This is a genomic window from Stenotrophomonas sp. STK17_22 (assembly GCF_051983905.1).
Classification (GTDB): domain Bacteria; phylum Pseudomonadota; class Gammaproteobacteria; order Xanthomonadales; family Xanthomonadaceae; genus Stenotrophomonas; species Stenotrophomonas maltophilia_A.
This window is the reverse complement of record NZ_CP197010.1, coordinates 3,986,698-4,006,847: the sequence shown is the minus strand read 5'-3', so window position 1 is coordinate 4,006,847 and position 20,150 is coordinate 3,986,698. Positions and strand designations below refer to the sequence as shown.

The 20,150-nt window shown below is 67.5% G+C and carries 11 protein-coding genes; 8 read left to right on the top strand and 3 right to left on the bottom strand.

What is annotated here, in order from left to right:
- The first annotated feature begins 12 nt into the window (after nucleotides 1-12).
- Nucleotides 13-4,095 (top strand): ATP-dependent RNA helicase HrpA, encoded by a 4,083-nt coding sequence (gene hrpA / locus ACSYS9_RS18700; protein ID WP_071229587.1) that lies wholly within the window; start codon nucleotides 13-15, stop codon nucleotides 4,093-4,095.
- A gap of 53 nt (nucleotides 4,096-4,148) precedes the next feature.
- Here hrpA and ACSYS9_RS18695 read toward each other — a convergent pair whose 3' ends face one another.
- Nucleotides 4,149-4,685, bottom strand: a complete 537-nt coding sequence (locus tag ACSYS9_RS18695; RefSeq protein WP_032130197.1) for a hypothetical protein — start codon at nucleotides 4,683-4,685, stop codon at nucleotides 4,149-4,151.
- Between the two features lie 130 nt (nucleotides 4,686-4,815).
- Between ACSYS9_RS18695 and ACSYS9_RS18690 the strand changes: the two genes are divergently transcribed.
- Together ACSYS9_RS18690 and ACSYS9_RS18685 are read left to right on the top strand one after the other, a co-directional pair.
- Nucleotides 4,816-6,972, top strand: a complete 2,157-nt coding sequence (locus ACSYS9_RS18690; protein ID WP_071229588.1) for a RelA/SpoT family protein — start codon at nucleotides 4,816-4,818, stop codon at nucleotides 6,970-6,972.
- Nucleotides 6,973-7,002: 30 nt separating this feature from the next.
- Nucleotides 7,003-8,568, top strand: a complete 1,566-nt coding sequence (locus ACSYS9_RS18685; RefSeq protein WP_071229589.1) for a hypothetical protein — start codon at nucleotides 7,003-7,005, stop codon at nucleotides 8,566-8,568.
- Here the strand turns inward: ACSYS9_RS18685 and ACSYS9_RS18680 are convergent.
- Nucleotides 8,565-10,664 carry a glycosyltransferase gene (locus tag ACSYS9_RS18680; RefSeq protein WP_071229590.1) on the bottom strand — a complete coding sequence of 700 codons (2,100 nt, stop codon included), beginning with the start codon at nucleotides 10,662-10,664 and terminating at the stop codon, nucleotides 8,565-8,567. The two genes, ACSYS9_RS18685 and ACSYS9_RS18680, sit on opposite strands and share 4 nt — an antisense overlap.
- A 96-nt stretch (nucleotides 10,665-10,760) precedes the next feature.
- On the opposite strand from ACSYS9_RS18680, the gene mrcB reads away from it, so the two are divergent.
- A complete protein-coding gene (gene mrcB / locus ACSYS9_RS18675) occupies nucleotides 10,761-13,199 on the top strand; it encodes a penicillin-binding protein 1B (RefSeq protein WP_071229591.1) in 2,439 nt (812 codons plus the stop codon).
- Complete coding sequence (locus ACSYS9_RS18670) at nucleotides 13,196-13,735, top strand: tetratricopeptide repeat protein (RefSeq protein ID WP_081352367.1); 540 nt, start codon at nucleotides 13,196-13,198, stop codon at nucleotides 13,733-13,735. Before mrcB ends, ACSYS9_RS18670 begins: the two co-directional genes overlap by 4 nt.
- A gap of 69 nt (nucleotides 13,736-13,804) precedes the next feature.
- On the opposite strand, the gene ACSYS9_RS18665 is transcribed toward ACSYS9_RS18670, so the two are convergent.
- Nucleotides 13,805-14,767: an IS110 family transposase gene (locus tag ACSYS9_RS18665; RefSeq protein ID WP_440568328.1), complete on the bottom strand. Its 963-nt coding sequence runs from the start codon at nucleotides 14,765-14,767 to the stop codon at nucleotides 13,805-13,807.
- Between the two features lie 749 nt (nucleotides 14,768-15,516).
- Here ACSYS9_RS18665 and ACSYS9_RS18660 point away from each other — a divergent pair.
- From ACSYS9_RS18660 to ACSYS9_RS18650, 3 genes are all read left to right on the top strand, one after another.
- Complete coding sequence (locus tag ACSYS9_RS18660; RefSeq protein WP_071228858.1) at nucleotides 15,517-17,565, top strand: ATP-dependent DNA helicase; 2,049 nt, start codon at nucleotides 15,517-15,519, stop codon at nucleotides 17,563-17,565.
- A gap of 9 nt (nucleotides 17,566-17,574) precedes the next feature.
- Nucleotides 17,575-18,288, top strand: coding sequence for a tRNA (adenosine(37)-N6)-threonylcarbamoyltransferase complex dimerization subunit type 1 TsaB (gene tsaB, locus ACSYS9_RS18655; protein WP_049400494.1), 714 nt, complete (start codon nucleotides 17,575-17,577; stop codon nucleotides 18,286-18,288).
- Between the two features lie 503 nt (nucleotides 18,289-18,791).
- A protein-coding gene (locus ACSYS9_RS18650; protein WP_440568326.1) for an IS3 family transposase occupies nucleotides 18,792-20,143 on the top strand; the annotation gives its coding sequence in 2 pieces (ribosomal slippage) (nucleotides 18,792-19,239 and nucleotides 19,239-20,143; 1,353 coding nt in all).
- Nucleotides 20,144-20,150: the final 7 nt, after the last annotated feature.

Genomic DNA, 20,150 nt, shown 5'->3' with positions numbered 1-20,150 from the left:
ACGAACCGATTGATGAACTCTATCGATAAAAATCCATCGCCCCGCCTGCGCCAACAGCGCGCCGCCATCGACGGCGCCATGAGCCGCGACCGGGGCCGTTTGCTGGGGATGCTCTCGCGTTGCCAGGCCAAGCCACAGGATGCGGCATTGGCCGCCACTTTCGAGCAGGCCTTGCAGGCGTCGGTGCAGCGCCGGATGACACGGGCGCAGCAGCAGCCGTCCATTACTCTGGACCCGCAGCTGCCGATTGCGCGTGAAGCCGACGCCATCATCGGGCTGATCCGCGACCACCAGGTCGTGGTGATCGCTGGTGAAACCGGCTCGGGCAAGACCACCCAGCTGCCGAAACTGTGCCTGGCCGCAGGCCGTGGCCAGGCCGGCATGATCGGCTGCACCCAGCCGCGACGGATTGCCGCACGTGCGGTGGCCAGCCGCGTGGCGCAGGAACTGCAGAGCGAACTGGGTCAGCTGGTCGGCTACCAGGTGCGCTTCAACGACAAGGTCAGCGACGACACCCGCATCAAGTTCATGACCGACGGCATCCTGCTGGCGGAAATTGCCAGTGACCGCTGGTTGTCGAACTACGACACGATCATCGTCGACGAGGCGCACGAACGCAGCCTCAACATCGACTTCCTGCTGGGCTACCTGAAGCAGCTGCTGCGCAAGCGCCCGGACCTGAAGCTGATCGTCACTTCGGCCACCATCGACACCGAACGCTTCGCCCAGCATTTCGACAATGCGCCGGTGATCAGCGTCGAAGGCCGCACCTACCCGGTGGAAGTGCGCTATCGCGCGCTGGAAGGCGAGGGCGAAGACCAGGGCGAACGTACCGTCAATGACGCCATCGTGTCGGCCATCGACGAAATCACCCGCCTGGATGCGCACGGCGACGTGCTGATCTTCCTGCCGGGTGAGCGCGAGATCCGCGATGCGCACCAGTCGCTGGAACGCCGCAAGTACCGCAATACCGAGGTGCTGCCGCTGTACGCGCGCCTGTCCAACCAGGACCAGGACCGGGTGTTCAACCCCGGGCCGAACCGGCGCATCGTGCTGGCCACCAACGTGGCGGAAACCTCGCTGACGGTGCCGCGCATCCGCTACGTGGTCGATCCGGGCTTTGCCCGCGTCAAGCGCTACAGCCCGCGCAACAAGCTGGACCGCCTGCACATCGAGCCGATCTCGCAGGCCAGCGCCAACCAGCGCAAAGGTCGCTGCGGACGTATCGCCGAAGGTATCTGCTACCGCCTGTACGCCGAAGCCGATTTCCAGGCGCGGCCCGAATTCACCGATCCGGAAATCCGCCGCTCCAGCCTGGCCGGGGTGATCCTGCGCATGCTGCAGCTGGGCCTGGGCCGCATCGAGGAGTTCCCGTTCCTGGAAGCGCCGGACGAACGCGCGGTGGCCGATGGCTGGCAGCAGCTGACCGAACTGGGCGCGATCGACGCCGAGCGGCGCATGACTACCATCGGCAAGCAGATGGCACGCCTGCCGGTGGACGTGAAGCTGGCGCGCATGCTGGTCGCCGCGCAGGCCGCCGGCTGCCTGCGGCCGATGCTGGTGATCGCCTCGTTCCTGGGCATCCAGGACCCGCGCGAGCGCCCGCCCGAAGCGCGTGGCGCGGCCGACAGCGCGCATGCGCAGTTCGCCGATGGGCGGTCAGAGTTCGTCGGTGTACTGCGCCTGTGGGATGCCTACCGGCAGGCCCATGAAGACCTGACCCAATCGAAGCTGCGTGACTGGTGCGGCCGCCACTTCCTTGGCTTCCTGCGCATGCGCGAGTGGCGCGAGCTGCATCGACAGCTACGCCTGCTGTGCGAGGAACTGGGCTGGAAGGAAGAGGCCAACGAGGCCTCGATGGCGCCGTTGCTGGCTGGCAGCAGTGCACCGGCTCCGGCGCGCGATGACGCCGCTGCAGTGAAGGCCACCCGTGGCCAGCTGCACCGTGCCGCGCGCCTGGCCCGCGAAGGCAAGGCCGAGGCGGCCCCGGCGCCAGTGCCCGTGCGTGCGCAGAAGGAACAGTCACCGGTTGGCGGCGGTTTCAGCGAACGCGTGCGTGCCGCTGCGTACCAGACACTGCATCGGGCGCTGGTGGCGGGCCTGCCGACGCAGATCGGCCACCGCACCGAGAAGGGTGACTTCCAGGCGCCACGCCAGCGCCGCTTCCTGCCGTTCCCGGGTTCGGCGCTGTCCAAGCGGCCGCCGCCGTGGCTGCTGGTGGCCAACCTGCTGGATACGCAGAAGGTGTGGGGCATGACCCTGGCGACGATCGAGCCGGACTGGGTGATCGCCGAACTGCCGCACCTGCTGCTGCGCAAGCACTTCGATCCGCACTGGTCGCGCGCGCAGGGCCAGGTGCTGGCCTCCGAGCAGATCAGCCTGTTCGGCCTGGTGCTGGCGCCGAAGAAGCCGGTGCACTACGGTCGCATCGCGCCGGGCGAAGCGCACGACATCTTCGTGCGCCAGGCACTGGTGACCGGTGAGATCAACACCCGCGCCAGCTTCGTGGCCGACAACCAGAAAGTGCTGGAGATCGCCCGCGAGGAAGAAGCCAAGCTGCGCCGTGCTGGCATCGTTGCCGACGAGGACTGGCAGGCGCGCTGGTACGTGGACCGGGTGCCGCCGCAGATCCATTCGGCGGCGGGTCTGGATACCTGGTGGAAGGGGCTGGCACCGGAACAGCGCAAGACCCTGCACTGGTCGCTGATCGATCTGTTGCCGGGTGAGGGCAGCGAACAGGAGCGTTACCCGAAGTACCTGCCGCTGGGCCAGGCGCGCCTGCCGCTGCATTACCGCTTCGAACCGGGTGCCGACGACGATGGCGTGACCCTGGACGTACCGCTGCACCTGCTCAACGCACTGGACCCGGTGCAACTGGGCTGGCTGGCGCCGGGTTTCGTCGCCGACAAGGCCTCGGCACTGATCCGCAGCCTGCCCAAGGCGATGCGCCGCAACTACGTGCCGGCACCGGACTTCGGCCGCGCGTTCTACGAGGCGTTCCCGCAGCCCAGCGCCGATGCCATTACCGGCGAACTGGCGCGCTTCCTGTCACGTGCAACCGGCGCAACGGTGACCGCGCTCGATTTCGAGCCTGGTTCGATCGAACCGCACCTGCACATGAACCTGCGGCTGCGCGACGAGCAGGGCAAGGTGCTGGCGACCTCGCGCGATCTGGACGCACTGCGCGCGAAATTCGGTGGTCGTGCCGGCGATGCGTTCGCTGCACGCGCTGGGCGCGAGATGGCCGCCGATGGCCTTCGCACGTTCCCGGCCACGCCGATTCCGCTGCAGGTGCCCGGTGAAGCGGGCGTGCCGGCTTATCCGGCGCTGCTGGACGAGGGCGACAGCGTGGCGCTGCGTATCTTCGCCGATCGCCAGCAGGCGCTGGAGGCCCATCCGCTGGGCGTGCGCCGTCTGCTGGAGATTGCCCTGGCCGAGAAGGTGAAGCAGGCACGCAAGCAGCTGCCGGTCGGTGCCAAGACCGGCCTGTTGTATGCGGCGATCGAGTCGCAGGAGCGCCTGCGTGGTGACCTGGTCGATGCGGCGATGAACGCGGTGCTGGCCGAGGGGCTGGAAGACATCCGCGATGCGGCGGCCTTCGAGCAGCGTCGTGAGCATGCGGCCAAGGCGCTGTTCGGCGAGGCCATGTCGCGGCTGAAGCTGGCCGAGACCATCCTGGCCCTGGTGGCGGAACTGAAGCCGATGCTGGAAGCACCGTTGATGGGCTGGGCGCGCGGCAATCTGGACGACATGGAAGCGCAGCTGGGCGGCCTGATCCATCCCGGCTTCCTGCGCGATACGCCGGCTGACGCGCTGGCGCAGTACCCGCGCTATCTGAAGGCGATGATCCTGCGCACCGAGCGTGCCAAGCGTGATCCGCCACGTGACCAGGCACGCATGCTGGAACTGCATCCGTTCCTGGAAGCGCTGGAAGCGGGGGAGCAGCAGGGACTGCGCGAGCGCCCGCAATGGCAGGCGCTGCGCTGGGATCTGGAAGAGCTGCGGGTGTCACTGTTCGCGCAGGAGCTGGGTGCGCGCACCGGCATCTCGGCGAAGAAGCTGGCGCAGCGGGTGACCGCACTGCGCCAGGCGTGACGTCGTTGCTGCAGAGCCGAGCCCACGCTCGGCTCTGCAGCAACGTCACGGCGTTACTTGGTTCGGCGCACCTTCGGCTGGGTGTTCACGCCGTCGACCTTCAGGTACCACACGCCCATCACACCGGGCTTGATGCTGACGGCGGGGGACTGCTTGCGCACACCGGCCAGGGTGCTTGCATCGGTCTGCTCCCATTCCTGGCCGTTGTCCAGCACGTAGACGCGGCCTTTGCCGAAGCCGCGGAACTCGCCCTGCAGCACGCCGGTGATCGGCTCGCTGCTGCCGAAATCGAAGAAGCCGCGATTCTTCACGATCACTTCCTGACGGCCTTCCTCGCGCGCCGTTTCCCGTACGGCCGCAACCGCCTGGGTGGTGGCCGCTTCGACCTTGCCCTGCAGCCAGCGGTTCAGCGTGGCCAGTTCCTGCGCGTTGAGCTTGTCCAGGCCGGCCGCCTTGAACTCGGCCGGTGACATCTGCTGCTGCAGGTCACCCTCCACCACGCGCTGGGCCAGCGCAGGCGCCGACAGGGACAGCAACAGTGCGGCACAGGCCAGCAGCCGTAGGCGGAAACGCGGGACGATCGAGGACATGTCGGGACTCTCCTGGGTTTGCCCTCGAGTGTAGCGGCATGTCTTCATGCCGGGTGATGGTGGCCGCGGTGATTGTCCCTGAACGGCGCCGGCGCTAGTGTAGGGGCCTCTGTCTTGCCTGCTCGATGCTGTGAACCGCGCTTCCGTCCCCGGCCTGGATGCCTTGTTGAACCGCCCCTCGGCAGCGGTGCTGCCTGCTCCGCTGCGCCAGGCCCTGCGCGGGCACTGGGAAGCGCAGGACTGCGACCATCAGATGCGCGCCAGCTGGTCGGTGCTGGGCGACACCCTCGACGCACTGGCGATGCTCTCGGCCGACGAAGGCGCGGTGGTCGCGGCCCTGCTGTTCGATCTGCCCGGCCTGCGCGCCAGCCTGGAGCAACTGCCGCTGGGCAACCACAAGGCCGCAGTGGTCGGCCTGCTGGATGGCCAGGATGCGGCCGATCCGGTGTGGGCGCTGCACGCCGGCCGCGAGGCCGGGCGCAACAGCGAGGGCCTGCGCCGCCTGCTGCTGGCGATCATCCGTGACCTGCGCGTGGTGCCCATCCTGCTGGCGCGGCAGCTGGCGCGCATGCGCGCGGCCGACAAGCTGGACGACGAGCAGCGCCGCGCGCTGGCGCAGCTGACCCGCGACATCCATGCGCCGTTGGCCAACCGCCTGGGCATCTGGCAGTTGAAGTGGGAGCTGGAGGACCTGGCGTTCCGCCACCTGGAACCGGAGACCTACCGGCGCATTGCGCGGGAGGTGGACGAAACCCGCATCGCCCGCGAGCGTTACGTCGAGAACGTCAAGAAGGTGCTGTCGCGCGAACTGGTCGCGCAGGGCATCAAGGCCGAGGTCAGTGGCCGCCCGAAGCACATCTACAGCATCTGGCGGAAGATGCAGAAGAAGCGGCTGGCGTTCGACCAGCTGTACGATATCCGTGCGGTGCGCGTCATGGTCGACGATGTCGCCGCCTGCTACGCCGCGCTGGGCGTGGTGCATGCACTGTGGGCGCCGGTGCCCAGCGAGTTCGACGACTACATCGCCCGGCCCAAGGCCAACGACTATCGCTCGCTGCATACCGCCGTGGTCGGCCCGGAAGGGCGCACCATCGAAGTGCAGATCCGTACCCACGAGATGCATTCGCAGGCCGAGCTGGGCGTGGCCGCGCACTGGAAGTACAAGGAAGGCGGCAAGGGCGCGGAGAAGTCCTTCGACCGCAAGATCACCTGGATGCGCCAGCTGCTGGAGCAGGCGCAGGATGGGCAGGGCAATGAACTGGCCGGGGCGCTCGATGCCGAGCTGACCGAGGACCGGGTCTATGCACTGAGCCCGAAGGACGAGGTGCTGGACCTGCCGCAGGGCGCCACGCCGCTCGATTTCGCCTACCAGGTGCACACGATGGTGGGCCACCGCTGCCGTGGTGCGAAGGTCAATGGCCGTATCGTGCCGCTGACCTACCGCCTGCGCAGCGGAGACCGTGTCGAGATCCTGACCGGCAAGGAGGCCGATCCGCGCCGCGACTGGCTGATGCCGGCCAACGGCTTCCTGGCCAGCAACCGCTCGCGCGAAAAAGTACGCAGCTGGTTCCACAAGCTGGACCGCGCGCGCAACGTGCAGGCCGGGCGCGAACTGCTCGAGCGCGAGCTGAAGCGTCTGGGCCTGCAGCATTCTGATCTGGCGGTGGCGGCGAAGAAGTTCCATGCCGACAGCGTTGACGACCTCTACATCCAGGTGGCGCTGGGTGACACCGGCCCGAACCAGGTCAGTCGTACCCTGCTGGAAGCCGAACGTGCAGCGAGCCAGCCGACGCCCGCGCCAGCCCTGCCGCGGCCGACCGCGCGCCGCGAGAACCTGGGCAAGTCCAAGTTCACCGTGCAGGGCGTGGGCAACCTGCTGGTGCAGCTGGCGCGTTGCTGCCAGCCAGTGGCCGGTGAACCGATCGTCGGCTACCTGACCCGTAGCCGGGGTGTCACCGTGCATCGTGCAGACTGTGCCGCGCTGGCCCGGCTGGCAGCCACCAGCCCGCAGCGCATCCTGCCGGTGGAGTGGGGCCAGGCCGGTGGCGGCTACGAAGTGGACGTGGTGGTCACTGCAGTCGACCGCCGCTGGCTGCTGAAGGACATCACCAACCTGATCGCCCAGGAAGACGCCTACGTGCTCGACATCCACAGTGACAACGTGCGCAACAGTGGCCGTGCCCACCTGCGCCTGCGCCTGAAGGTGAGCGACTACGGCCAGCTGTCGACCCTGCTGGGCAAGCTGGATGCGCTGCCCGGCGTGAGCGAGGCGCGTCGCCTCGGCTGAGCTTCACGCTGCCCCGGCTACCCTGCACGCATGGAACGCGAGCCTCCGCATCGCCCGCATGGCGCTGAACATCCTGCGCTGGACCGCGTCCGCCGCGAAGGCCGTTGGTGGTGGCTGCAGGCACGTCACGCGCGCCGGGTGTGGCGCTGGGCGCTGGTCGCGGCGCTGGCGGTGTTCGTGCTGCTGGTGCTGCTGCGCAAGCCGCTGGCCGACTGGTTCTGGGATGAGCCTCAGATTGAACAGTTGCTGGCCGAAGGCGATCGCGCACTGGCGGCCGGGCGGCTGAGTGCCGCCGATGGCAGTGGTGCGCGTGAGCGCTACCAGGCCGTGCTGGCGCTGGATGGTGATCGTCCGCAGGCCCGTGAGGGACTGGCCCGTACCGGCGCCGCGGCCCTGCAGCAGGCCAGCGAAAAACTGCAGGCCAACGACCTCGAAGGCAGCGCGCAGGCGCTGGCACTGGCCCGGGAACTGCAGGTGCCGCAGGGCGATGCGGACGCCGTGGCACGCCAGCTGCAGGCCCGGCGCAGCGCAGGCGCCGGCATCGGTGCACTGCTGGCGCAGGCGCGCAACGCCTTTGCAGCGGGCCGGCTGGACGACGGTGACAGCAGCGCGCTGCCCCTGTTCCAGCGCATCCTGGTACTGCAGCCGGACAATCTGCCGGCGCTGGAAGGTCGCGAGGACGCACTGAGCGATCTGCTGCAGCAGGCCCGCATCCTGGCCGGACGCGGCGAGCTGGCCGAGGCAGCCGCGATGCTGCAGCGTGCGCGCCAGTTCGATGCCGGCCACGCCGATCTGCCCGCCAGCCAGGAAGCATTGGCACAGGCCGTCGACCAGCGCCTGCGCCAGGCCCAGCGCGCCTTGCAGCGTCGGCAGCTGGAATCCGCAGCGAAGGGATTCCTCGCCGTGCTGGCAGTGGCGGTTGATGATTCCAGTGCCCAGCGCGGCCGCGAACAGACCTTGCAGGCGGTGCTGGCACGCAGCCAGAAGCAGGCCGACGATTTCCAGTTCGAAGCGGCGCAGGCCGATGCCGCACTGGCAGCGGAACTGGGTGCTTCGCCGGCGGCGCAACAGCAGCTCGCGCAACGCCTGCAGCGCGCCCAACAGGCGCAGAAGGCGCTGCAGCAGCCGGCGGTCAGCAACACGCAGCGCGAGCGCCAACTGCGCGACCACCTGCGCAGGATCGAGCGCGCCGAACGTGCCGGGCAATGGATCAGCCCCCCCGGGCACAGTGCGTTCGACGCGTTGCGCGAAGCGCAGTCATTGGCGCCACGCGATGCACGGGTGAAGGCTGCCGCAGCGCGGCTGCTGCCTGCCAGTCGCCGCTGCTTCGACGACAACCTGCGGCAGAACCGCGTGCAGGCCGCAGGTGCCTGCCTGCAGGCGTGGCAGACCCTGTCGCCGACCGCGGTTGGACTTCCCTCGGCACGCCTGCGCCTGGCCCAGCGCTGGCTGGCGATCGGCAGCGAACGGCTCGGCAATGGAGACCTGGCGTTTGCCGCACACGCCGCCGAACAGGCCCGGTTGCTGCAACCGGACCTGGCCGAGCTGCCGGCGTTCGAAGACCGCCTGCGCCGCGCCGGCGGTCGCCCGGATTAGGTGAAGAACACCCGCTGCACGGTCGCGCGGGCAGCGTCGAGGGAGAAGTGCTCTGCGATGTTGGCCAGGCCGGCGTCGGACAACTGCTGCCACAGCTGCGGATCCTGGTACAGGCGGACCACCGCATCGGCGAAGCCCGCCGCATCATCCGCCACCAGCACGTCCTGGCCCGGGTGCAGGTGCATTCCTTCCACGGCGCAGGTGGTACCGACCACCGGCTGGCCATGGGCCATGCTCAGGTTGATCTTGCCCTTCACGCCGGCGCCGAAACGCAGCGGCGCGATGGAAATGCGTGCGCCGTCCATGTAGGGCGTGATGTCCTCGACGAAACCGTGCATCTGCACGCCGGGTTGGCGTGCGGCCAATGCCAGCAGCGATTCCGGTGTGGCGGCACCGATGCAGTGCAGGCGTACCTCGGGCAGGCGGGCGCGGATGCCGGCAAAGACTTCGCCGATGAACCACTCCATGGCATCCAGGTTCGGCGGATGGCGGAAGCCGCCGACAAACACCAGATCATGGCGCTGTTCGAACGGTTTGCCGGCGCCGGCGACGTCGTGCAGGTTGGAGATCAGCTCCACCTGCACGCAAGGGGCGTCGGCCTGCAGCTGCTCGCGCTCGGCGGCACTGACCAGCACGGTGACGTCGCACTGCTCCATCACCGCCAGCTCGCTGGCGCGGGTGCGCTCGGCGGCGCGCAGCAACCCGGCATCACCGGCGACTTCGGCACCACGACGTTCGCGCAGGTAGTGCAGGTCCACGGTGTCGAACACAGTGCGGGCCTGCGGCGCATAGCGCTTCAGCAGCGGCAGGCACTCGTGGGCGACATGGTGGCGGACCAGCAGCGCCACGTGGAAACGCGCACCGTGCGTTCGCAGCCAGCTGGCGACGCCATCAAGGAACGGCGCATACCAGACTTCCACGCCCATCCGCTGCAGTGCTTCGGTGGCGGCACCGCCATGTTCGCGGCGGGTGGGAACAAACACCACATGAGCGCCGCCCTGCAGCAGCAGGCGGATCAGGTTCACCTGGCGCAGTGACGCCGAATCGCGATCCGGCTGGGGTACTTCCTCGTCCAGGATCAACACCTGGCGTCGGCCACGCAGCAGCAGCGCGGGTGACGGCACTTCGCCCACCGCCGGATGGTGGGCCAGCTCGGTGGCCCAGCGGGCGGCGAAGATGGCCTGGTTGCGCACCTGGTAGGCCTTCACCCCGCTGCCGGTATCGGTGCCGTTGCTGGTGCCTTCATCGTGGATCACCCGGCTGGCTGGTTGCACCAGCACACGCAGGCCCTGGGCGCGAACGCGGAAGGCCAGATCGGTGTCCTCGTAGTACGCCGGCTTGTAACGGGTATCGAAGCCGCCCAACTGCTGCCAGAGGGCGCGCGGCAGCATCAGCGCCGCGCCGGAGCAGTAGTCGACGTCGCGCAGGCTGGCAAAGCGTGGGTCGTCCGCCGCCTCGAAACGGCCGTAGCTCCAGCCGCTGCCGTTGGCGAAGATCACACCCCCTGATTCCTGCAGGCGGCCATCCGGGTAAAGCAGCTGGCTGCCGACCAGGCCGGCGTCGGGTGTGCTGGCGAACGTGTCCAGCAGGGCATCCAGCCAGCCCGGCTGCGGCACCGTATCGTTGTTGAGCAGCACCACATAGCGGCCGCGTGCGCGCGACACGCCATCGTTGCAGGCCTCGATGAAGCCGCCGTTGTGCTCGCGCACCTCATAGCGCAGTCCGGCGACCTGCGGCATCCACTGCACGGTGGCGTCGCTGCTGCCGTCATCCACGACCAGGATCTCGCACGCCGCCAGCGGCGGATGTGCCGCCAGGGCGCGCAGGCAGGCCAGGGTATGGCCGACGTGGTTGTAGACCGGGATGACGATACTCACTTCCGGCGTTTCGCTGAACGGCACCGTGAAGGGGGCGAAATCCTGTACCGGCGGCAGGAACAGCGGCGTTCGCGGCGCGGGAACGGCGCGCTGGGTATGCACGCGGATGCGCTGCCAGGTCGCCCGCCACCCACGGGTACGCAGGCTGGCCAGGCTCCGGCGGGCCAGGCCCGTGAGGCGGTTGATCAGGTATCGGATCTCGGCCAGGGACATCGCCATCCGGTTGCAACTCCAGCTTAAGCAGGGGAACCCGGGAGAATTCGCCAGCCGCAGCGGCTGGGGTAGACTCGCCAGACCCTACATTCTCGCATTCCCGTGCCCCGACGCTACGATTCCGACGACATCGACGATTTCGACGACGACGACCAGCAGGACAACGGCCCGCTGTGGCGGCGCCGGCTGATCACCTGGAGCATGGCTGCGGTCGCGTTGGGATTGGGTTTCCTCATTCCCTATACGCTGTACCTGAACCAGCAGGTGACCCAGCGTTTCGGCGAGCTGCGCTGGCAGATCCCGACGCGCGTCTACGCGCGCCCGCTGGTGCTCACCCCCGGCAAGGCGATGGATGCGTCCACGCTGAAGACCGAGCTGGCCGCCTCCGCCTACCGCGATGACGGCCAGGGCAAGGAGCCGGCCACCTATGCGGTGAACGGCGGGCGTTTCGTCATTTCCAGCCGCGGCTACAACGATGTCGACGGCCGGGTCGCCCCGCGCCGGCTGGAACTGTCGTTGTCCGACGGTGCGGTCGCGTCGCTGCGTGATGCCGACAACCGCAAGGCGCTGAAGGCCGCACGGCTGGACCCGGCGCGCATCGCCACCCTGTACGGGCAGAAGCAGGAAGAACGCCGCCTGATCCGCATGGATGAGGCGCCGGACCTGCTGGTGACCGGCCTGCAGGCGGTGGAGGACAAGGACTTCAACCGCCACCACGGCATCGACCTGTCCGGCATCGCCCGTGCGGTGTGGGTGACCATCCGCTCCGGTGGCCAGAGCCGCCAGGGCGCCTCTACGCTGACCCAGCAGCTGGCCCGCAGCGGCCTGCTCGGCATCGGCAAGGAGCAGACGGTTACCCGCAAATTCAACGAAGTGCTCTACGCGCTGATCATGGAAGCGCGCTACGACAAGCGCACCATCTTCGAGGCCTACCTCAACCAGGTGTATCTGGGCCAGCGTGGCAGCCAGGCGATCCATGGCATGTCCTCTGGCGCCGAGTTCTGGTTCGGTCGCGACCTGCAGTCGCTGGAGACCGAGCAGATCGCGCTGCTGATCGGCCTGGTCAAGGGCCCGTCCTTCTACGACCCGCGGCGCAATCCGGAACGCGCGCTGGATCGCCGCAACTTCGTGCTGGGCAAACTGCACGAAGCCACGCTGATCGATGACGCCGAGTACCAGCGTGCGTTGAAGGCCCCGCTGGGCGTGCCCAAGACGCCGGGCCTGGTTGCCGCCAACCGCTTCCCCGCCTATGTCGATCTGGTCCGCCGCCAGCTCGGCCATGACTATCCGGAATCTGCCCTGCAGGGCGCCGGCCTGAGCGTGATGACCGGCATGTCGCCGTCCGCGCAGGCCTATGCCGAAGGCGCGGTGACCCGCACCATCAAGTCGCTGGAGAGCAAGCGTCGCCCCGAACTGCAGGCCGGCATGGTGCTGACCGACGTGCACAACGGTGACGTGCTGGCGGTAATCGGCAGCCGTGAAGTGTCCGAGGTGGGGTTCAATCGAGCGATCGAAGCACAGCGCCCGGTCGGCTCGCTGTTGAAGCCGTTCGTGTACCTGCTGGCGCTGGCGCAGCCGGACCGCTACTCGCTGGCCAGCTGGGTCGACGATTCGCCGGTGACGGTGCAGCTCGGCCGTGGCCGCAATTGGAGCCCGGGCAACGCGGACAACCGCAGCCACGGCACCGTGCGCCTGATCGACGCGCTGGCGCATTCCTACAACCAGGCCACGGTGCGCGTGGGCATGCAGGTCGGCCCCGAGCGTGTGACCCAGCTGATCCACGTGCTGGCCGGCATCAAGGCCGAAGCGAATCCGGCGGTGATTCTCGGTTCGACCGACCAGAGCCCGTACGCGATGGCCCAGCTGTACCAGTTCCTCGCGTCCGGTGGCGAAATCCAGCCGCTGCATGCGGTGCGTGGCGTGCTCGATCCGCAGGGCAAGCTGCTCAAGCGTTACGACAAGACCCCGGCACCGGCCCAGGAAGGCGACTCGATTGCCGCCAACCTGATCAGTGTCGGCCTGCAGCAGGTGGTTGCCAGCGGCACCGCGCAGCGGCTCAACGCCGATGGCCTCGGCCGCCTGCAGCCGGCCGGCAAGACCGGTACCACCAACGATGGCCGTGACAGTTGGTACGCCGGTTACACCGGCGATCATCTGGCGGTGATCTGGATCGGCAACGACCAGAACGAGCAGGCCGGCCTGTACGGTGCCACCGGTGCGATGCGGGTCTGGTCGGGCATCTTCCAGCGCCTGCCGAGTGCGCCGCTGCGGGTCAGCAACAAGGGCCTGGACTGGCAGTCGGTGGCGCCGACCGGACTCAACAGCACGGATGAAGGCTGTCCGGGCGCGCGTCGTTTCCCGTTCGTGGTGGGCTACGCGCCGGCCTATGCACCGTGTGCGCCGGCGGTGTCGCCGGACGGGCAGGGTGCCGAAGGCGAGGGCGGTGGCTGGCGCAGCTGGTTCGGCCTGGACCGCAAGCCTGAGCCGCCTGCTGAACCTGCCGCGGCGCCCGCCGCCGCTACACCTCCTCCGAGCCGATGATGCCGATGAACATGCGATCCCTGCTGCAGCCCCTGGCCCTGACCGGCCTCAGCCTGGCCCTGGCCGCCTGCGTCAGCAGCGCACCGCCGGTGGCCAAGCCGCCGGTTGATACCACCACGCCGGCACAGCGCCTGGCTGCGGTGGATGCGGCCGCAGGTCCGGACGACAAGGAGCTGTCGGTGCAGCCGCTGCGTGATTCGCAGGTGGAAGACCTGCGGGTGACCGCACAGACGCAGCGCCAGGCCAACGACCTGGCCGGTGCCGCCAGCAGCCTGGACCAGGCGCTGGAAATCGTGGCCGGTGACCCGGCGGTGCTGCAGGAGCGTGCCGAGCTGGCGCTGTTGCAGGGCCAATGGGCACAGGCTGAGACGTTCGCGCGCAAGGCGGTGGATCTGGGCTCGAAGACCGGGCCGCTGTGCCGCCGGCACTGGGCGACGATCGAGCAGTCGCGTCTGGCGCGCGGCGAGAAGGAGAATGCGGTGTCGGCGCATGCGCAGCTGGAAGGCTGCACCGTGCCGGGGATCAAGCGGTACTGAGTTTCCGGCCAACGGCGCAGCCCCTCGTGGCTGGGCATACTGCGTAGAGTCGAGATCCTATGTTCGTGGTCAAGCCTGCTGGAAGCAGGCTTGACCCACCTTCAGCATCGCCGGATCGAAGTCCCGGCCGCTTTTGAAGACACCCCAGGCGATCCTGGCCAGCTTTCTGGCCAGGATGTTGAAGACGGCGGTGCTGGGGTGACCGCGTTTTGACAGCTCGTCGTAGAGCGGTTGCCCCCGGCGACACCGCTTGAGCCCCATGGCGGCCATGTAGAGCATCTGGCGCAGCACTGGCGCGCCCTGTTTGGACAGCCGACGCCGTCCCGTTCTGCCGCCAGACTCGTTAGGCCGGGGATCCAGGCCCGTGCAGGCGATCCACGCGTTGGCGTTGGCCAACGGCCAGCGCGTCATGTAGTAAATCAGGTGAGCGGCGACGGCGGGGCCGATACCAGGGATGGTCAACAGGCGCTTGTAGAGCGTGCCATGCTCTCCATCGCGACCCAAGCGCTGCAGTTCGCTTTCCAGCTCGGACAGCGTCCCAGCCAGAGCGCAGAACAGATCTGACAGCTCCCCGGGGGCACTTTTGCTTACCCCGAAGGATTGCTCCAGCCGCGCGCATGTCTTTACCAGCGTCTGCCGCTTGCGCAGCAAATCGTGCATCTGCTGCTGCTCATCGGTACGCGGTACGTATTCACGCAGGCGATCGTTCTCCTTCTTCACGTATCGGGCGATCGCTTCGGCGTCCATGGCGTCCGTCTTGCCACGCGAGCCCGTCGCCCGGCCGTAGTGCTTGATCAGACGTGGATTGATCACATAGACAACGTGGCCTGCCTGGCCAGCCATCCGAGCCAACAACTCGTAGTACCGCCCCGTCGCCTCCATGCCAATCCGGCATCGCTGGGGCAAGGTGTTGAGCCACTGGGCTATGCCGGCCCGGGTGTTGGCGATCCTGTCGCCGGCCTTGCGGTCGGCCACTGCCGGTACGAACTCCTTGGAGTCCACGTCCACGCCAATATCGAGAGAATCAGACATTTGTACGGCTCCCAGCTATCTTTAAGGGGCTGGGGTGGTACCGCACCGACGTTAGCTTGCCTACATCGACGATCCCCTTTGGGGGCCGTACGATCCTTTATCGACGTTCGTGTGCGGGATGGGGATCGCTCGACTCGTCTGTCGGCTAGTATCCGCAGATGCATGCTTGACGGTCCCTCCACCCTGGCTCCTACATACCTCGTAGGAGCCGGGAGGAACATACAAGCTTGCTCGACTGCGGGTCGGCGAGGTGGGCCGGGCGGGTGAGCTGCGCAGGGGGCGCTGCAAGTACGTCCGTGTAAGCTCGGTCGCCGCATCCATGCGGCTCACGCCCCTGCGCAGCCCACCCGCCCGGCCCCTGGCAGTTTCCGTGTGCGTCCAGCCACGGAAAAGAAAAAATCAGATCAAGAGCGGGTCGCGCGCTGCGCGCACTCGCCGTCATTCTTCTTTGCTGTTCCACCCACCGCTTCTGGAATCCCAGTCGAGCAAGCTCGACGCTACACCGCCCGTGCATCCGTCACCGGGAAACTGTCGAGGGTGGGACGGGAGGGGCGGGCAGGACCGTTGGCGCCAAGGATGGCGCCATCGAGCCCCATGGATGGGTTTACGGCGTGTCCTGCCTGCCCCTCCCGCCCCACCCAGCACGCAGAAGCCCAAAGCCGTTAACAACGCCGTTGCCGTTGCTGGTGCTCTGGCTCCGGCTTGAAACGGGTGCCGGGCAGCGCCCGGCCGGGTATCCTTTCCCTCTGATGTCCGACCTTGTCCATGCCAGCCGCGAAGCCCTCAGCGACGGCGGCGCGCTCGCCTCGCACCTGGATGCATTCGTCCCGCGTCCGGCACAGCTGCACCTGACCGAAGCCATCGCCGATGCGCTGCAGCAGCGTGATCTGCTGCTGGCCGAGGCCGGTACCGGCACCGGCAAGACGTTTGCCTATCTGGTGCCGGTGCTGCTGTCCGGGTTGCGCACCATCATCTCCACAGGCACCCGCGCGCTGCAGGACCAGCTCTACCACCGCGATCTGCCACGGGTGCGCCAGGCCCTCGGTGTCGGCCTGCGCAGTGCGCTGCTGAAAGGGCGTGCGAACTACCTGTGCCGCTATCGCCTGCAGCAGGCGCGCGGCGAACCGCGGTTTTCCAGTCCCGAGCAGGCCGCGCAGTTCCAGCGCATCCTGGCCTGGTCCGGTCGCTCGGAGTTCGGTGACATCGCCGAGCTCGACGGGCTGGCCGACGACTCCCCATTGCTGCCGATGGTCACCTCCACCGTCGACAACTGCCTGGGCACCGATTGCCCGTTCTGGGATGACTGCTTCGTGGTGCGTGCGCGGCAGCGTGCACAGGCTGCCGATGTGGTGGTGGTCAACCATCACCTGCTGCTGGCCGATCTGGCCCTGAAGCAGGATGGCTTCGGTGAACTGCTGCCGGGCGCCCAGGCCTTCGTCATCGACGAGGCGCACCAGTTGCCCGAACTGGCCGCGCAGTTCTTCGGCGAGGGTTTTGGCATGCGCCCGTGGCAGGAGCTCGGGCGCGATTGCCTGGCTGAAGCACGCGGTGTGGGCGGCGCGCAGTCGGCGCTGCAGGAACCGGTCGACCAGTTGCAGCAGGCGCTGCTGGCGCTGCGTTCGGCGATGGAGGGACTGCCGCCGCGTGGCACGCAATGGCGCGCGCTGGCGATGCCACAGGTGCGCGACGGATTCGATACGGTGATGGGAGGGTTGGTGACCCTGGAGCAGGCATTGCAGCCGCTGCGCGAAGCGGCGGCTGGTCTGGATGCCTGTCATGCGCGGGCGCGTGAGGCGGTCTCGCGGCTCAGCCGCTGGCTGGGCGATGACGAACCCACTCTCGATTTCGACACCGATCCGTCGGAAGCGAGCAGTGCGGCCGATGTGCTCTGGTACGAGCTTACGCCGCGTGGTTTCCGTTGCCAGCGCACGCCGATGGATGTGTCCGGTCCGCTGCGTGAGCATCGCGAGCGCAGCCGTGCCGCGTGGATCTTCACTTCGGCAACGCTGACCGTTGGCGGTGGTTTCGATCACATCGCCACCCGCCTGGGCCTGGACGATCCGCACACGCTGGTGCAGCCAAGCCCGTTCAATTGGCCCGAGCAGGCGCTGTGCTACCTGCCCGAAGGCCTGCCCGATCCGGCGGCGCGCGGGTTTGGCACCGCGCTGATCCAGACCTTGCGGCCGGTGTTGCAGGCCTCGCAGGGCAGGGCCTTCCTGTTGTTCGCCTCGCACCGTGCATTGCGTGAGGCCGCCGAGGCATTGCGCGACGGGCCATGGCCGCTGTTTGTGCAGGGCGAGGCACCGCGCGCGACGCTGCTGCAGCGCTTCCGTGAATCCGGCAATGGCGTGCTGCTCGGCTCGGCCAGCTTCCGCGAGGGCGTGGATGTGGTCGGCGAAGCGCTGAGCGTGGTGATGATCGACAAGCTGCCGTTCGCGGCGCCGGACGATCCGGTGTACGAGGCGCGGCTGGAGGCGATCCGCAGCCAGGGCGGCAATCCGTTCCGCGACGAGCAGTTGCCGCAGGCGGTGATCGCATTGAAGCAGGGTGTCGGCCGCCTGATCCGCAGCGAGAGCGACCGTGGCGTGCTGGTACTGTGCGACCCGCGCCTGCTCAACCGGGGCTATGGCCGGGTCTTCCTCGATTCGCTGCCGCCGTTCCGGCGTACTCGCAGCCTGGCCGATGTGCAGGCCTTCTTTACGCCACAATGGGCGCCCGTGTCCGATGATGCGGCTGCCCCAGTCGCTGTTGCGACCGGCCCCGAGCCGGCGCCCGGTGCCACGTTCCCCTTGTTCTGACCCGATCCGATGAAACTGCTCGCCTTTGAAACCGCCACCGAAGCCTGTTCCGTTGCCCTGCATGTCGATGGGCAGGTGCTGGAACGCTTCGAGATCGCCCCGCGCCGGCACGCCGAACTGAGCCTGCCGTGGGCGGAGGCGCTGCTGGCCGAAGCCGGCATCAGCCGCCGCCAGCTGGACGGCATCGCGCTCAGCCGCGGCCCCGGTGCGTTCACTGGCGTACGCCTGGCGATCGCGATTGCCCAGGGCATCGCACTGGCACTGGACCGTCCGCTGTTGCCGGTCTCGACGCTGCAAGTGCTGGCGTTGCGGGCACCGGCGGAAGAAACGCAGATCCTGTCAGCGATCGATGCGCGGATGGGCGAACTCTACGTTGCCCGCTTCGAGCGCGTGGACGGCCTGCCGGTGGCGCGTGATGCCGAGCGCGTATGCGCACCCGCTGCGGTATCGCTGCCGGAAGGGCTGTCCGCTTACGGCGTTGGTACCGGGTTTGGTGCGGCCGAGGGCGCGCTTGTTACGCAGTTGGGCGCTGGCCTGCGCGGCGTTGATGCCACTGCGTTGCCGCGGGCGTCGGACGTGCTGGCACTAGCGGTGCCGGCCTTCGCGCGCGGCGAAGCCATCGCACCGGAGAAGGTCGAGCCGGCGTACCTGCGCGACAACGTGGCACTGACCCTGGTCGAGCAACAGGCCGCGCGCGAGGCGAAGGCGAAGGCCAACGGCTGAGCCCCTCGTGGCGGGGTTGGTTGATCGCGTAAATCAAAAGCCGCGCTTGGCCGGGCGGGGTGGGTTCGCGGGGGACGCCGTGAACCCCGCTCCGCGGTCCGGCCCAGCCGCTGGCGGCTGTGCGTTCGGGCGCTTGCGAAGCCGTGCTTCGCAAGCAAAGCGCCCTCACCCCTGGGGGCTTAGCCGCGCCATCCATGGCGCGGATACCCCCGCGAACCCACCCCGCCCGACCTCTGACAGTTTCCGTGTGCGTCCGCCACGGAAAATCAAAAGAAAATCAAAGTCAAAAGCGGATCGCTTCGCTCGCATCCACGCATAGCGTGGATGTGTGTCGACCAAGGTCGACACCTACCAACAGCGGAGCGGGACGCGATGCGCCGGGATCTGTCAGAGGTGGGGCGGGGTGGCTGGGCAGGACCGTTGGCGCCATGGATGGCGCCATCGAGCCCCCAAGGTGAAGTGACCCCCGGGAGTTGGACGCTAGATCCAACCCCGAGGGATACATGAACAAATACGACGCGCGTTTCAAACTGCAGGTCGCCAAAGAGGCCTGCAAGACCTCCACATCGGTCAAAGCCATTGCCCGTCGCCAGGGCCTGGAGTTCTCCACGGTCAGGCGCTGGGTGGCGACCTATCGGCTGCATGGTTGGCGGGGATTTCATCGCCAGGCCCGGTCCTATGACCTCCCGTTCAAGCTGGGTGTCCTGGAGAAGATGAGCCAGGACGGCCTGTCCGGGCGCGAGGCCACCACCTACTTTCAAATTGGCGATGCCGGCGCGGTGGGGCGATGGCGGCGCCTGTATGCTCAAGGCGGTGCCCAAGCGTTGGCACCCCCTCCGCCGCCGCCCCGAAAGCCGATGAAGAAGACCCGTTCGTCCAAGCCGCCTGAAGATATGAGCCGCGATGAGCTGCTCAAGGAAGTCGCCTATCTGCGTGCGGAGACCGACTACCTAAAAAAACTCGATGCCTTGATCCGGGAAGAGCAGGCGGCGCAGGACGCAAAGCGCAAGCCGTCCAAGGATTGAGGCAGGTTCATACGCTGTCGCTTCTGCTCGAAGCAGCTGAGCTGTCACGCAGTACGTTCTATTACCAGAACCATGTCCTGGCCCATCCGGATCAGGATGAGGCAGCCCTGTGCGAGCGCATCCGTGCAATCTACGATCAAAGCCAAGGGCGCTATGGCTATCGCACGGTGACGCTGGAATTAGCCAATCAGGGTCATCGGACCAATCACAAGCGGGTTCAGCGCCTGATGGGGGAGATGGGGCTGAAATCGCGGGTGCGTGTGAAGCGCTACCAGGCCTTCAAGGGGGCGGCCAATGTTGTGGTTGGCAATGACCTCAATCGCCAGTTCCATGCAGAGCGGCCCAACCAGAAGTGGGTGACTGACGTGACCGAGTTCAAGGTGCAGGGTATGAAGCTGTACCTGTCGCCGATCATGGACCTCTACAACGGCGAAATCGTGGCTTATCAGATCAAGCGTCGGCCCGTATTTGATCTGGTGGGTCAAATGCTGGAGGAGGCCATCAAGAAGCTTTCCCCGGATGAGCGCCCCATGATCCACTCCGACCAGGGCTGGCAGTACCAGCATGAAAACTACCGGCACATGCTGGAAAAGCACTCGTTGAAGCAAAGCATGTCCCGGCGCGGCAACTGCCTGGACAATGCGGCGATGGAGAGCTTCTTTGGAACGCTGAAGTCGGAATTCTTCTACCTGAACAGCTTTGACAGCCTCGAGAGTCTGGAGGCTGGGCTGGTGGAATACATCCAGTACTACAACGAAGAACGCATCAAACTGAAACTGAAAGGTCTGAGCCCGGTAAAGTACCGGGAGCAGGCCCAATCGGCCGCCTGACCCCGTC